This window comes from Hymenobacter baengnokdamensis (genome assembly GCF_008728635.1).
Classification (GTDB): Bacteria; Bacteroidota; Bacteroidia; order Cytophagales; family Hymenobacteraceae; genus Hymenobacter; species Hymenobacter baengnokdamensis.
Window position 1 is genome coordinate 2,899,345 of sequence record NZ_CP044285.1, and the last position, 13,902, is coordinate 2,913,246.

At 60.6% G+C, this 13,902-nt stretch carries 14 protein-coding genes; 6 read left to right on the forward strand and 8 right to left on the reverse strand.

The annotated features are described in order from the left end of the window. Window positions 1-23: 23 nt before the first annotated feature. The 3 genes from F6X24_RS12400 (at window position 24) to F6X24_RS12410 (ending at window position 1,572) form a co-directional block, all read left to right on the forward strand. A complete protein-coding gene (locus tag F6X24_RS12400; protein WP_191906309.1) occupies window positions 24-410 on the forward strand; it encodes a transposase in 387 nt (128 codons plus the stop codon). Further along, complete coding sequence (locus tag F6X24_RS12405; RefSeq protein ID WP_191906310.1) at window positions 356-973, forward strand: IS630 family transposase; 618 nt, start codon at window positions 356-358, stop codon at window positions 971-973. The genes F6X24_RS12400 and F6X24_RS12405 overlap by 55 nt, the downstream gene beginning before the upstream one ends. A gap of 107 nt (window positions 974-1,080) precedes the next feature. Next, a complete protein-coding gene (locus tag F6X24_RS12410) occupies window positions 1,081-1,572 on the forward strand; it encodes a hypothetical protein (protein ID WP_151088305.1) in 492 nt (163 codons plus the stop codon). A 24-nt stretch (window positions 1,573-1,596) separates the two neighbouring features. On the opposite strand, the gene meaB is transcribed toward F6X24_RS12410, so the two are convergent. After that, window positions 1,597-2,580 (reverse strand): methylmalonyl Co-A mutase-associated GTPase MeaB, encoded by a 984-nt coding sequence (meaB, locus tag F6X24_RS12415; protein ID WP_229725072.1) that lies wholly within the window; start codon window positions 2,578-2,580, stop codon window positions 1,597-1,599. 196 nt (window positions 2,581-2,776) lie between these two features. Here meaB and F6X24_RS12420 point away from each other — a divergent pair, with 196 nt between their 5' ends. Further along, complete coding sequence (locus F6X24_RS12420; protein WP_151088307.1) at window positions 2,777-4,189, forward strand: DUF5723 family protein; 1,413 nt, start codon at window positions 2,777-2,779, stop codon at window positions 4,187-4,189. Window positions 4,190-4,342: 153 nt separating this feature from the next. Here the strand turns inward: F6X24_RS12420 and F6X24_RS12425 are convergent, their stop codons facing one another. The 3 genes from F6X24_RS12425 to F6X24_RS12435 form a co-directional block, all read right to left on the reverse strand. Next, window positions 4,343-5,227, reverse strand: coding sequence for an FKBP-type peptidyl-prolyl cis-trans isomerase (locus F6X24_RS12425; RefSeq protein WP_191906311.1), 885 nt, complete (start codon window positions 5,225-5,227; stop codon window positions 4,343-4,345). A 122-nt stretch (window positions 5,228-5,349) separates the two neighbouring features. Further along, window positions 5,350-6,459 carry a YncE family protein gene (locus F6X24_RS12430; protein ID WP_191906312.1) on the reverse strand — a complete coding sequence of 370 codons (1,110 nt, stop codon included), beginning with the start codon at window positions 6,457-6,459 and terminating at the stop codon, window positions 5,350-5,352. Window positions 6,460-6,552: 93 nt separating this feature from the next. Beyond that, window positions 6,553-7,275, reverse strand: a complete 723-nt coding sequence (locus tag F6X24_RS12435) for a L,D-transpeptidase family protein (RefSeq protein WP_229725074.1) — start codon at window positions 7,273-7,275, stop codon at window positions 6,553-6,555. Between the two features lie 103 nt (window positions 7,276-7,378). On the opposite strand from F6X24_RS12435, the gene F6X24_RS12440 reads away from it, so the two are divergent. Next, window positions 7,379-8,050, forward strand: a complete 672-nt coding sequence (locus F6X24_RS12440; RefSeq protein WP_151088309.1) for a DUF2461 domain-containing protein — start codon at window positions 7,379-7,381, stop codon at window positions 8,048-8,050. A gap of 46 nt (window positions 8,051-8,096) precedes the next feature. Here F6X24_RS12440 and F6X24_RS12445 read toward each other — a convergent pair whose 3' ends face one another. The 3 genes from F6X24_RS12445 to F6X24_RS12455 form a co-directional block, all read right to left on the reverse strand. Next, a complete protein-coding gene (locus F6X24_RS12445) occupies window positions 8,097-8,603 on the reverse strand; it encodes a DUF6702 family protein (protein ID WP_151088310.1) in 507 nt (168 codons plus the stop codon). Between the two features lie 97 nt (window positions 8,604-8,700). Then, entirely contained in the window at window positions 8,701-10,044 is a 1,344-nt protein-coding gene (gene rseP, locus F6X24_RS12450; protein WP_151088311.1) for an RIP metalloprotease RseP, read from the reverse strand. 109 nt (window positions 10,045-10,153) lie between these two features. Continuing rightward, on the reverse strand, window positions 10,154-11,323 hold the full coding sequence (locus F6X24_RS12455) for a 1-deoxy-D-xylulose-5-phosphate reductoisomerase (protein ID WP_151088312.1): 1,170 nt from the start codon (window positions 11,321-11,323) through the stop codon (window positions 10,154-10,156). A 139-nt stretch (window positions 11,324-11,462) separates the two neighbouring features. Between F6X24_RS12455 and F6X24_RS12460 the strand changes: the two genes are divergently transcribed. Beyond that, entirely contained in the window at window positions 11,463-12,533 is a 1,071-nt protein-coding gene (locus F6X24_RS12460; protein ID WP_191906313.1) for an SDR family oxidoreductase, read from the forward strand. A gap of 102 nt (window positions 12,534-12,635) precedes the next feature. On the opposite strand, the gene F6X24_RS12465 is transcribed toward F6X24_RS12460, so the two are convergent. After that, window positions 12,636-13,895, reverse strand: a complete 1,260-nt coding sequence (locus tag F6X24_RS12465; protein WP_151088313.1) for a pyridoxal phosphate-dependent aminotransferase — start codon at window positions 13,893-13,895, stop codon at window positions 12,636-12,638. Window positions 13,896-13,902: the final 7 nt, after the last annotated feature.

Sequence of the window (13,902 nt, forward strand, 5' to 3'; positions counted from 1 at the left end):
AGGCTATAACGTACATTCCGTTCATGAAAGCTTATTCTACTGACTTGCGCGAACGCGTGGCGGCCGCTTGCCAGCAAGGTAGCCGCACGATTGGCGAAGTGGCCGCGCAGTTCAGCGTGTCGGATTCGTTTGTGCGCAAGTTGCGCCGACGCCAGCGCACGAGCGGTTCCGTGGCTGCTTTGCCGCAACGCAGTGGGCCAGCGCCGTTTCTGAACGCGGCGGCCCAAGCGCAGCTGGCGGCCTGTTTGCGCCAGGAGCCCGATGCCACGTTGGCGGAATTGTGTATTTGGCTGGCCGCCATCGGCGGTCCGGCAGTGAGCCAGACCACACTCTGGCGGGCGGTGCAGGCACTGGATTGGCGGCGAAAAAAAAGAGCGTCCATGCCGCCGAACGCGACACGCAACGGGTGAAGGAGCTGCGCCGAGCTTTTGTAGAGGCGCTGCAAGCCGAGGATTTTACCTGTTTTAAGTTCGTGGACGAGACCAGCACTAACCTGACGTATTGCCGCCGCTACGCCCGGGCCGAAGGCGGGCAGCGCGCCCGCCAGGCCACGCCCCTGCACGGCGGGCCCAACGTGACGCTGGTGGCGGCGCTGACGCCGAACGGGTTGCAAGCGGTCATGACCCTGAGCGGGGCCGTCAACGGGGACGTGTTTGCCGCCTACCTCGACCAGGTGCTCGGCCCCACGTTGCGGCCCGGCGACGTGGTCGTGCTCGACAACCTGCCGGCCCACAAAGTGGCCGGGCTGACCGAGCTCGTCGAAGCCCGCGGGGCCCGCCTGCTGTATTTGCCGCCCTACTCGCCCGATTTCAATCCCATCGAACTCGCCTTCAGCAAGCTCAAAACCTGGCTGCGCACCGCCCAGGCCCGCACCCGCGAGGCCCTGGAAAGCGTCATTCACGACGCCACCAATTGGATAACTGAGCTCGACGCGAAAAACTGGTTTGACCACTGTGGTTATCATGTACACTAACCTGAAATCTGCTCTAAGTTAATTTTGCCTAGTGAAGTATAGCTTTCTAAGTTGGTGTTTGCTGAATTATCGGGTTTGCCCAAGCGCAAGATGTACGGTGGAAGTTTATGAAAATAGATAGCCATCTGCAGGTGCGAGTCCCGATGGCGACACAGGAAATGGACGTGCCCGCCACGATGGCCGCGGCTCATGCGCCAAATCAGCGTGACCCGCAGATACAGGCAGCCCGCGCATTTCGGGGAGAAGATGCGGCCGCCACCTACGTCGTGATAATAGTGCCCTTCTCTGGAGTTACGCAAATGCTAGCTGAAGCCGCAGCGCGGCTGGACTACTATAAAAATCGCCTTATACCAATGCTGGTGACTAAAGCTCGCGGGGAGTTGTTGGCGCAGTCGGTATCAACTAAAAGGGGGCTAGATATCCTTACCATAAAATTTCGCGCGCTTAGCGGTGCCGGGGTTCCGGTAGTTAAGTACATGCGTGTGCTCAGCGTAGGAACAGCCATTTACGAACTGTTCTTTACCCCTAAAGACGGGACCGGGCAAAATTGCGTTGCCCAGCGGGAGCAGTTCTTTGAAACACTGCTTATCACGCCCTAGCCAGCGCAAAGTAGTGGCAGAAACCTAGTTGTTTTGGAGCAGTTGCCCCGCCGCGGCCCACGGCGTAAGCTGCCCGCTAGCCACCGCAGAGCGCACGTCAGGCAGTGTGCTCTGCACGGCTGCCCGTCCGTAAAACTGCGCCTCCAGGGCTTGGCGCACCGCTTCTTCCAGCCACTGCAGCTGCTGCTGGGCGCGGCGCTGCTGCCAGTAGCCGCTGGCCTGGGTCTGGGCCGCGTACTGGGTTATCACTTCCCAGGCTTCGGGCAGGCCCTCGCCGCTGAGAGCCGAGCAGGTGCGCACGGGCACGGCCCAGCCCGAGGCGGCAGGCGGAAACAGGTGCAGCGCGCCCTCGTAGTCGCGGGCGGCGCGGCGGGCGGCCTGCTCATTGCCGTGGTCGGCCTTGGTAATGAGCAGCGCGTCGGCCATTTCCATGATGCCGCGCTTTACGCCCTGCAGCTCGTCGCCGGCCCCGGCCAGCAGTAGCAGCAAAAAGAAATCGACCATGCCATGCACGGCTACCTCACTCTGGCCCACGCCCACGGTTTCGACAAAAATGACGTCGTAGCCGGCTGCCTCGCACAGCAGCAGCGCCTCGCGGGTAGCGCGGGCCACACCGCCGAGGCTGCCGCTGGCCGGCGAGGGCCGGATAAATGCCCGCGGGTGCGCCGCCAGCTGCGGCATCCGGGTCTTGTCGCCCAGGATGCTGCCGCCCCCGCGCGGCGAGCTGGGGTCAACGGCCAGTACGGCCAGCTTCTTACCCAGCTTTTCGACCAGATACAGCCCCAGCGCTTCGATAAAGGTGCTTTTGCCCACCCCTGGCACGCCGGTAATGCCCAGCCGCAGGGCCCCGCCCGTGTGCGGCAGCACCGCCTGCAGCACCTGCTGAGCCAGCAGCTGGTGAGCAGGTAAGGTGCTTTCTACTAAGGTGATGGCGCGAGCCAGGGCGCCGCGCTGCCCGGCCAGCAGGCCCTGGGCATAGTCGGCAAGGGAAAGAGTAGGAGCAGGCACGACTGCAAAATACGCACCGGGCCCGGCCCAGGGCTGCATCGTCAGGCGGAGCGGGAGCCGGTGAAAGTAGTGAGCCAGGCTCCCCGTTGAGGCCGGATGGCTGGCAGAACCTGTATTTTTGCTCACACCTGGCGCTACTATTCAGCCGCTACGCTGCTGTTCCAGCTTATTTTTTACCCAATCCCACGACCATTCTATGAAACACTTTTCCTCGCTGCTTGCCACCCTCGGGCTACTGAGCACCTTGCCGGCGCTGGCTCAAAACGAGCTAAGTAACTTCTCGGCCACGGGCCGGGGTGGCGTGGCCAACACGTTTGCCCTCGACTATCAGTCGCTGGGTATCAACCCGGCCAACCTGGGCCGCCAGGGCAACAGCCTGCTTGCCTTTACTATCGGGGAGGTAGGAGTGGGGGCCGGGTCGCAGTCGCTCACCAACGCGCAATTCAAGAAGCTGATTCTACACTCCGGCGATGCGCTTACGGCCACCGAGCGCACGGCGCTGGTTGCCAACCTCAACAGTAATAACGCGCTGAACATCAACGCCGACGCTACCGCTTTTGGGCTCGCCGTAGCGCTGCCGGCGGGCCTGGGCGGCCTGGCCGTATCGGTGCATCAGCGGCTGAGCGGCCACGTGGCGCTCAACCAAAACAGCGCCGACCTTATTGTAAATGGCCGCAACGCGGCCATTGTGCAGCAATATTATGCCGCCGACGGCACGGCCAAAAGCACGCCGCCGCTGCTTTCAGCGGCCCTCGATGGCACCCAGATGCAGCTGGCGCTTACCAACGAGTTCAACATTGGCTACGGGCTCGAAGTGTTTGATGTGCCGGGCGTTATCAAGGTCACGGCCGGGGCGGGTTACCGCTACATTCAAGGCGTGGGCATTGCCGATGTGCGCATTACGGGAGGCAGCCTGTCGGCCTATTCGTCGCTTTCGCCGGTATTCAATATTAATTACGGCAGCCTGGCCAGCAGCCCGAACTTTAACTATCAGTCTGGCGCTGGTTTGCAGCCGGTGGGTCATGGCAATGGCTTCGACCTGGGCTTGGCCACTGAGATAGGCAAGGTTGTGCGGCTGGGCGCCTCCATTACCGATATTGGCTCGATGAGCTGGACCGGCAACGTGGTAACGGCTACTGACCAGAACCTGGCTTACCCACAATATAGCGGCACGGCTACGTACGACGTAGTAAAGAGCATCATCAACCAGTTTGGCGATTCCGGAAAAACGCTTTTTACCTACCAGGCAGCCCAGGAGCACAAAGCCAGCCTGCCCACCAAGTTGCGGCTGGGCGGCGGTGTTCGCATCTCCGAGCTGTTTGAGGCCGGCCTCGACGTAACGGTACCTCTCAACCAGGTGGCTGGCAACCTGCCGGCTCCCTTCATCGGGGCCGGCCTCGATTTCAAGCCCGTTCGCTGGGTGCGCCTGAGCACCGGCGTAAGCGGCGGCGCGGGCTATAACCTGAATGTGCCGTTTGGCGTCACCCTCGTGACGCCGGTGTGGGAGGCGGGTATCAGCACGCGCAGCGTAATGGGCTATTTCTCCGATAGCAACCCGTACGCCTCCCTGGCCCTTGGCTTCCTGCGTTTTAAAATTGGTAAAAAATAAATAATCAATATATAATAAAAATAAAAAAACCTGGCGCTCCTTCTACCTCAGCTGCTACTGCCCGATAACTCAACGCCCCGCCGCCAGGGAAGCCGTAATGCTTCTGCCTGGCGGCGGGGCGTTGAGTTATCAGCAGCGTGGGGCGGCCGAGCCTTAGTTCACATCAACCAGCTCCACGTCGAAGCGTAGCACTGTATTGGACGGTACGCTGGTACCCGCGCCGTTGGGGCCATAGGCCAGGCCCGAGGGAATAAGCAGCGTAGCTTTTTCACCCTTGTGCATCAGGGAGATACCTTCGTCGAAGCCCGGTATTACCTGCCCCTTACCAATTACAAACGTGATGGGCGTGTTGCCGTGCTGCGAGGAGGCATCAAACACGGTGCCGTTCAGCAGCATGCCCGTGTAGAGCACCGAGGCCGTTTTGCCCGCGGTGGCCGGGGTGCCGCTGGGGTTGGTAGTAGTGGGCACAAAATACAGGCCCGAAGGCTGTTTCTGCGCGTTGGTAATCTTATTATCGGCGATATACTTCGTGATGAGTGCGTCGTCGATAGGGGCATAGTCGACTACTTCCACATCGAAGCGCACAATGGAGTTTGGCGGAATATTGGGAGAGCGCCCGGCCGAGCCGTAGGCCAGGCCCGAGGGGATGAGCAGCGTGGCTTTCTCGCCGATGCGCATCAGCGAAATGCCCTCATCGAAGCCCGCAATGACCTGGCCGCTGCCCACTACGAACGTAACGGGCAGATTGCCATTCTGGGAAGACGCATCGAAGACGGTGCCATCGAGCAGGGTGCCGGTATAGAGCACCGATACGGTCTGGCCCACCGTCACCTTGGCGGCGGTGGGGTTTGTGACTACTGGTACAAAGTACAGGCCCGATGCCAGGTGCTGGGCATTAGGTATAGCCTTGTCGGCTATGTACTTCTGAATGGTGGCATTATCGGCGGCCGAGTAATCGGCCGGGGCAGCATCCTTTTTGCAGGCGGTAGTGAGCAGGCCGGCCAGTGCCAGAAAGGCCAGGATGAATAAACGGGACACGGAAAAAGAATTTCTCATAAGCGGATTTTAGACAAAAGTAAGCCGGTAGGCCAGATAATGACACGCGCCGGGTTTGGGTTCCGCCGGGGGCGGTTGTTTGGTGCCGGCCCGGCAGCGGGCAGCTAGGGCTCTACCACGAAGCCAGGCAGCCCGAGCTTGCTGCGCCGCCCACCCAGCTTGAGGCCGTCGTCGACGTAGCCACAGGCCGGGCCGCTCACATTGGGGCTGGCAATAACGCCGAGAAAGGAGTTGTCTTCGCGGGCCACGTAGATTTTGCCGTCGGGCCCCCGCTGCAACGCCCCGATTTTATGGTTGGAGGAATGGCCTACCGGTACCACTGCCTTGGTTTTGAGGTCTATCTGGATTATTTGGGTTTCGCTCACGGTAGGATTTTTGCTCGCGGTATTGCCGTTGCAGGTGCCGTAGAGCTTGCTGCCGTCGGGCGAAAACTCGACCCCATAAGCCTCGGCATAGGGCCCGAAGCTGCGCGCATTGCTCACCTTGCCGGTGCTGCGGTCAAAGTCGTACACCTCAAACCGGTTGCTCTCGCGCCAGATGGCGGCGGCCAGCCTGGTACCATCGGGCGAAAACTTGAGCGCCCCGATGGCGTTGCGGCCGGGGCCGGCATTCAGGCTGCCCACGTTGCTCATCACGGGCTTCCCGGCTACGCCATCGGCCGTCACTAGGTAGGCCACGAAGGCATTGGAGTTCCAGCGGTGAGCCAGTACCCACACGTCGCGGCCGTTGGGGTGGCGCACGGCCGTGAGCTTCTCGGCTACCGGAGTCACGAGCAGCAGGTTGGCGCGGGGCACATCGCCGAGGCCGTTGTCGCGGGTCATGTCTACTACCGAGTAGCGCAGGCCATCGGGGGCTCCCTGCGGGGCCACGGTAAAGATGTAGAAAATATTGCCCGAGCCGGGGTCCGGTACAATAAGGGCCGACTGCGTGCTGCTGCCCGACCCCATGAGGTGGCGGCCGCTCGGCATAGGCTGGTGCTGGCGGTTCCACACCGTCTGGCCATCCGTGTAAAAAAGCAGCTCGCCGCGCCTGGTAGTGGCGGTAGCGCAGCCCTCGTAGGTGGTCATGGCGCCATCGAGCAGCGGGGTAGGGGTGCCGCTGGCAAAGCTCAAGCCGGCCTGGCGGCCAAAGTACCAAAGGTCGGCAGGCCTCTGGGCGTGCGCAGCCTGAATGAAAAACAGAAAAGCCGGTAAGAGAAAAAGTAGCCGATGCATAGGCAAAATAAAAAGGTTACTGGTAGCTGACTGAACTAAAAAACCGTGCCGGGCAATCAGGCGTGCTTAGTTGCGGCGGCTTGGCGTGTGCGCCTAGCGTCCGGCCACGCGGATGGAGTGATTGGCCTCAAAGTGCGCGTAGCCCGGCGCCAGGCTACGCCAAAAAGGGAGGTGTGGGCTATCGGGATACTTGCTCAACTCGCTTTCGAGCAGCGGAAACGGGAAGATATGTACCTCAATGCTGGCTTGCCCCGCTGCCCGGGCGGCTACAGCCAGCAAGTACACTTCTTCGATGCCGGCATCCGTAATAGGCAGGCAGCCCACCGTTACGTCCGAGCCGTGGATGAAGATATCGCCACCAGGGTCGCCCAGGCCCGCCGCCAGTACGTCGTCGGCACTGGGGTAGTCGAGGCCGAGTGAGAGGTGGTAGGCACTCTGCGGGTTGAAGCGGTCGATGTGGTAAAAGCCTTCGGGTACCTGTCCGTCGCCGGCCCGGCGCTTCGGGCCTAGCGTGCCCGAAATAGCGGCTAGCGGGTAGTCGCGCACCAGCTGAAAGGCAGCGTCGCCCTGGTTGCGACCCCATACCTCCAGGGCGCGCCTGGTTTTGATGAGACGAAAAAACAGCTCGAGCTTGGTCGGGTCGAGGTGCTGGGCGTGCAGCTGATTCACCAGTTCCGGCCAGCAGCGCGCATAGGCAACCTGCACCCGTGCGTGGGCCAGCTGTTGCGTCCAGAAATCGGGGGCTGCCGCTGTCGATTGAGCCGCCGCCGGCCTGAACAGCAGGCCAGCCAACAGAAAAAAGCAGGTAGTTCGCAAGTGAAAGAGAGTGAGTTGGGTACTGGCCAGCAAACGCTCACTGGCCTGGTGCTGGTATAAGCGAGGGGCACTTTATACCTGAAACGGGGTGCATCTTTAAGCCATGAATCCTGCTGCTCTCCTCGATTTTCTCGAAAAACTGGCGCGCCACAACGAGCGCGACTGGTTTCAGAACCACAAAGCTGCCTACGACCTCTTACGCACCGATTTTGAGCAGGACGTAGCCTACTGGCTGCGTGAGCTGACCGCTGACGAGCCCGCTTTGGCCGGCCTGGATGCGAAAAAGTGCATTTTTAGAATATATCGCGACGTGCGTTTTTCGAAAGTAAAGGTGCCCTATAAAACGCACTTCTCGGCCTATTTTGCAGCGGGCGGCAAAAAGGGTGACGGCCCCGGCCGCTACGTGCAGATTGGGCCCCACGGCCAGACGCTCGTGGCCGGCGGCCTCTACGAGCCCACCAAAGAGCAGGTGGCAGCCATCCGCCAGGAAATAGACTACGCAGCCGATGGCCTGCACGCGCTGCTGGCCGCACCGACGGCCCGGCAGTTCTTCCCGCAGGGCCTCGCCGGCGAGCAGCTAAAAAAGATGCCGTCCGGCTACGATGCTGCGCACCCCGAGGCTGGCTGGCTGCGCCACAAGCAGTTTCTGTTATCCTGTCAGCTACCCGATGCAGAGGTACGCCAGCTCAGTGCTGCTGACTTCCAAGGGCACATTCTAGCCGCCCTGCGCGCGCTCGGGCCATTCTGCGAGTGGCTGGCGGGAAGTAATGCGTAATATATTTTTAATTTAATATTACCCATTGCTTATTACCCATCGCCCATTAAAAATTCAGCACTTCCTCCTCGTGCCCGTTGCGAAGCAGGGCGCTGATTTTCTTGCCGTTGCCTTCGGCGTTCACGATATTCATCTGGTCGGAGAACAGCTCCAGCAGCATTTCCTGCTGAATCAGCAGCTCCTTGGTGGGGTGCGGCAGGGGCACCTTGGCGTAGAGCCAATACGCATCTTTTTCGGGTTGCAGCCCCATAAACTGCACGTCGAGCGGCAGGCGAGGGTGGCGGGGCGCGGCCGGAATACTCAGCTTGAGGTGCTGGTGCAGGTACAGCTCGGCCACGGGGAGCGCGCTGGGCTGCTGCAAGTCTACCGCCCTGGGCCGGCCCTGCGAAAGCGCCCGCGTAAAGTCGTCGGCGAAGACTTTCAGCGCCAGCTCTACCTGCTGCTTTTCGGGGTTGAGGCGCAGCTCCAGAATGCTGGTGTGATAGGCATGACGGGTGCCCGCCAGGCCCGGCAAGCCGAGCAGCAGGCTGAGAAGCAGAGGAAGACGGCGCATAAGGGTAGTGAGAATCTGGTCAGTTAAGGTCTGAAAAACAGTTGTCCTTGCGAGCGTAAAGCTTGCAAGGACAACTACCAAAGGCAATGAGGCTTACCTAAAACAGCTTCATTACCTGCTTAATCACAATAACATACGCCATGAGGGCCAGAATCAGCACGGTGCCTACGCGCTGGGCATTTTCCAGGAATTTCTCCGACGGCTTGCGGCGCAGAATCATCTCGTAGAGCAGGAATAACACGTGCCCGCCGTCGAGGGCCGGAATGGGCAGCAGGTTCATGAAGGCCAGCACCATGCTCAGCGTACCGACCAGGGTCCAGAAGTGCGGCCAGTTCCAGACGCCGCCAAACTGCTGGGCTATTTCGACGGGGCCGCCCAGGCTTTCCGAAGCCGAAGCCTCACGTTTCAGAATTTTGCCAAAAGCCTTGGCTTGCAGCGTAATAACACTAAACGCCTGCTTGGTTCCCTGGGGCACCGACTGGCCCAGGCTGTAGTAGCGGGTGCTGAAATTCAGCTCCGGCTTGGGGCGCACGCCGATTTTGCCAGCCGCGCTCACGGCTACGGGCAGCGCCAGTGTCTGGCCAGCCCGGCTCACGGTAATGGGAATAGTCTGGCCCTTGTAGCGGGGCAGCGTGCGCAGCAGCTCGTCGTAGTAGCGAATGGGCGTAGCCCCAATCTGGGTAATGCGGTCGCCAACCTTGATGCCGGCCTTGGCGGCGGGGTTGCCGGGCACTACCTCGGCCAGCGTGAAGGGCGAGCGCGCTTCCACAAATAGGCTGTCGCCCTGCTTGTTAAGCCTGTCGAAAAACGTTTTGGGTAGCTTGGGCAGGTCAAGCAGCTGGCCATTGCGCTCCACAGTGTAGTAGCTTTCGTTGCCGAGCAGCACGTTGGGGTCGTACACCTGGTTGAACTCGGTAAACGGGCGCCCGTTGATTTTTACAATCTGGTCGCCGTCGCGGAAGCCAAGGTCGCGGCCCAGCTTGGTGGTAACCACGCCGTAGCGGGCCTCAGAAGAGGGCAGATAGCTCTCGCCCAGCTTGTAGGTGAGGGCCGAGAAGATGACGATGCCCGTTAGCACGTTCATAATAATGCCCCCCAGCATCACTAGCAGCCGCTGCCAGGCGGGCTTGCTCCGAAACTCATCGGGCTGCGGGGGGCCGGCCAGGGCGTCGGCATCCTGCGTTTCATCTACCATACCGTGGATGGCCACGTAGCCGCCCAGCGGAAACCAGCCAATGCCGTACTCCGTCTCGCCCACCTTACGCTTAAACAAGCTGAAATTCCAGACGTGCGGCAGCGGAAACAGAAAGTCGAAAAAGATGTAAAACTTAATGACCCGAATCTTAAACAGCTTGGCGAAGGCAAAGTGCCCAAATTCGTGCAAGCCAACCAGTAGCGAGAGGCCCAGCAGCAGCTGGCCAATCATAACGAGAATTTCCAAAGGAGAAGAAAGAATTAAAAATTATAAATTAAGAATTAAAAATCAGGCAATTAAAAATGGCACACGTCCTTCTGAAGAAGCACGAGCGATAATTTTTAATTTTTACTTCTCAATTTTTAATTAACCCTGCCGCAACCCGGCGTGCTTCCGCATCAGTAGCGGCATAGTCGGCCAAAGTTGGGCTTGCAAGATACGGCACCCGTTGCAGGCACTCGGCCACTACCTCGGCCATCGCCGGAAAGCTTACCTTATCCTGCAAAAAAGCGGCCACGGCCACTTCATTAGCCGCATTGAGCACGCAGGCGGCCGTGCCGCCGCGGCGCATGGCCTCAAAGGCCAGCGGCAGGTGCCGGAACGTATCCTGGTCGGGAGGCTCAAAGGTGAGAGTGGGGTAGTTCAGAAACGAAAACCGGGGGAAATCATTGCGCAGCCGCTCGGGGTAGCCCAGCGCATACTGAATGGGCAGCTTCATATCGGGCAGGCCCAGCTGCGCTTTCAGCGAGCCATCCTCAAACTGCACCAGCGAGTGCACAATGCTTTGCGGATGCACCACCACGTCAATCTGCTCGTTGCGCAGTCCAAACAGCCATTTGGCTTCTATCACTTCCAGGCCCTTGTTCATGAGCGTGGCCGAGTCGATAGTGATTTTGGCGCCCATCGTCCAGTTCGGATGCTTCAGCGCCTGGGCTTTTGTAATATAGGCTAAATCCGATACTTTGCGGCCCCTGAATGGTCCGCCCGAGGCCGTCAGGATAATCTTCTCAACGGGGTTGTGCGCCTCGCCCACCAGGCACTGAAAAATGGCCGAGTGCTCCGAGTCGACGGGCAGCAGCTGCACGCCGTGCTGCTGCACCAGGCTGGTTATCAGCTCGCCGGCTACTACCAGCGTTTCCTTGTTGGCCAGGGCAATATCCTTGCCGGCCCGGATGGCGGCTACCGTGGGCACCAGGCCCGCGTAGCCAACGAGGGCCGTCAGCACCACGTCTACTTCGGGGCGCTGCACCACTTCGGCCAGGGCCGCCGCGCCGGCCAGCACCTGGGTTTCGGGCTGGCTGGCCAGGGCGGCTTTTACCTCCCGGTAAAACTCCTCGCCGATAACTACCACCTCCGGCCTGAACTCCTGCGCCTGCTGCACCAGCAGCTGCCACTGCCGCCCGGCCGTGAGCACCGCCACCCGAAAGCGGCCTTGCTGCTCGCGTACTACCTCCAGCGCCTGCGTGCCAATGGAGCCCGTAGAGCCCAGCAGGGCCAGGGTTTTTTGAGAAAAAGAATCCGCCATTAAGTAAGGTTGGGAATAGAGGGGCAAAGGTAGGCGCCCCCCGTCGGCTCAACCTCAGCATATCTATTCGCGGCTACGTTCGTACAGTATCTGCGCCTTGCGGGGCTAGTCATCTTAATTCTACTCTCCCTTTTCCAGCATGTCCATCAAACTCAAGCCACTCGACCAGCAGGTCATTGTTATTACCGGGGCCACCAGTGGTATTGGCCTCGCTACCGCCCGTGCGGCCGCCAAGGCCGGGGCTCGCCTTGTGCTCGCTGCCCGCTCCCAAACCGACCTCGACCTGGTGGCGCAGTCGCTGGGCGGCCACGTAGCCACCGTGGCTGCCGACGTCGCCGACCCGGCCTCCGTGCGCCGCATTGCCGAAGCCGCCCGCGCTCATTTCGGAGGCTTCGATACGTGGGTCAATAATGCCGGCGTGGGCATGTGGGGCCGCCTGGAGCAAGGCAACCTAGAAGACTTTAAGCGCCTGTATGATACCAATTTCTGGGGTATCGTTAATGGCTCGCTCGAAGCCATTAAATTCCTCAAAAAGCACGGTGGAGCGCTCATCAATCTGGGCAGTGAGGTGTCCGACGTGTCGGTGCCTATCCAGGGAATGTACGCCTCCAGCAAGCACGCCGTGAAAGGCTTTACCGATGCCCTGCGCATCGAGATGGCCGATGAGAAAGCGCCCATCTCGGTAACACTCATCAAGCCATCGGCCATCAACACGCCCTTTCCGGAGCATGCCCGCAATTACTTGTCGGAAAAGCCCAAGCTGCCCGCGCCCGTCTATGCCCCCGAGGAAGTAGCCAATGCGATTCTGCACGCCGCTACGCATCCGGTGCGCGACATTTATGTGGGGGGCGGTGGCAAGCTGATGAGCACCATCAATAAGTTTGCGCCGGGTGCCCTCGACTGGATGAACGCCAAAACCGGCGTGGCCCAGCAGAAACAGGCAGGAACCCGGGCGCAGGACCCGGCGGGCTCGCTGCACCGGCCCAATGGTCCGCATGCCAAAGTTCATGGTAAACACCCCGGCCACGTGATGAAAACCAGCCTCTACACCCGGGCTACGCTGCACCCGGTGGTAGCCGGGGTAGTGGCCGCCAGCAGTCTGGCCGCTACCATTGCCCTGGTGCTCGGTAGTAAAGGCAAGCTCAAGGATGCGGGCCTGCCGTTCGAGTCGGGCGTTAAAACGCCCCTGGTACCGGCTACGGATGAATAGGTAACGCAACTTTTCGGCTACAAAAAGCAGTTTCGGCAGGTAAAAGAACAACTTGTTCTTTCACCTGCCGAAACTGCTTTTTATTTCCGCTGCCCGGAAGGCTTATTTAAGCTTATCCAGCGCGGCCTGCAAGCGCGGCAGTGCGGCCTGGATAGAATCCCGCGACTCGGCCCCTACCGACAGCCGGAACCAGGGCTCCGAGGCATCGGCACCGAAGGCGCTGAACGGCACTACGGCCAGCTGGGCCTCGGTGAGCAGGTAGGAGGTTATCTCTTTGGTAGAAGCCAATACCTCGCCGCTGGCCGTGGTGCGGCCCAGCGCATCTATCTTGGCGGTGAGGTAGATAGCGCCAGCCGGGGCAATGGCATCTACCGGGTACCCTTGCTCGCGCAGGGCTTTCAGGCCGTGATAGCCGGCTTCGAGGCTGGCTTGCAAGCCGCCTTTCAGCTCCGTCAGGTAGCTGTCGACGGCCGCTGTCTCGGGCAGGAAAGCCGCCGTAGCTACCTGCTCAGCTTTCGGCGCCCAGGCGCCGATGTGGCCCAGGAGTGACTTCATTTTTTCAATAATCAGCTTGGGGCCAAACGAATAGCCTACGCGCACGCCGGTAGCCGCAAAGCATTTCGAAATGCCGTCGATGTACACCACGTAGTCGCGCAGAGCCGGGCGCAGGCTCACCGGGTCGAAATGCTGGGTCTGCCCGAAGGTCAGGAGCCAGTAAATCTGGTCGTAGAGAATATAGAGGGGCTTCTCATCCGGACCCCGCCGCTGGTTTTCGGCCAGTACCAGGTCGCATATCTCCTCCAGCACCTCCTTGGTAAACACCGTGCCCGTGGGGTTAAGCGGCGAGCACAAAGCCAGCAGCGTGGCGCCTTTCAGCTGCGGAGCCAGCTCAGCAGCCGTGGGCATAAAATCGTGCTCGGGCTGCGTGGGCACAGCTACCTGCACGGCGCCCGACAGGTGGCAGTAGTGGTTGTTGTTCCACGATGGCACCGGAAATACCACGCGGTCGCCGGGGTCTACCAGGGCCAGATAAGCCGCGTAGATGAGCGGGCGCGAGCCGCCGGCCACCAGCAGCTCATCGGCCGGCGAATAGCTCAGGCCCAGGCGGATTTTCAGAAAATCGGCGGCGGCCTGGCGCAGGTCGGCGGTGCCGGCGGCCGGCGGGTAGTTGGTCTGGCCCGCCTGATAAGCAGCCATTATGCCCTCACGCAGTCCGGCCGGAATCGGAAACAGCGCAGGGTCAAAATCGCCAATGGTCAGGTTGCAGATAGCTGCGCCCTGGCGAATCTGTTCGCTCACGGCATTGCCAATTCGAATAATTTCGGAGCCGCTTAGCTGGTCGGCCAGCCGGGAAATACGCATAGGGTAG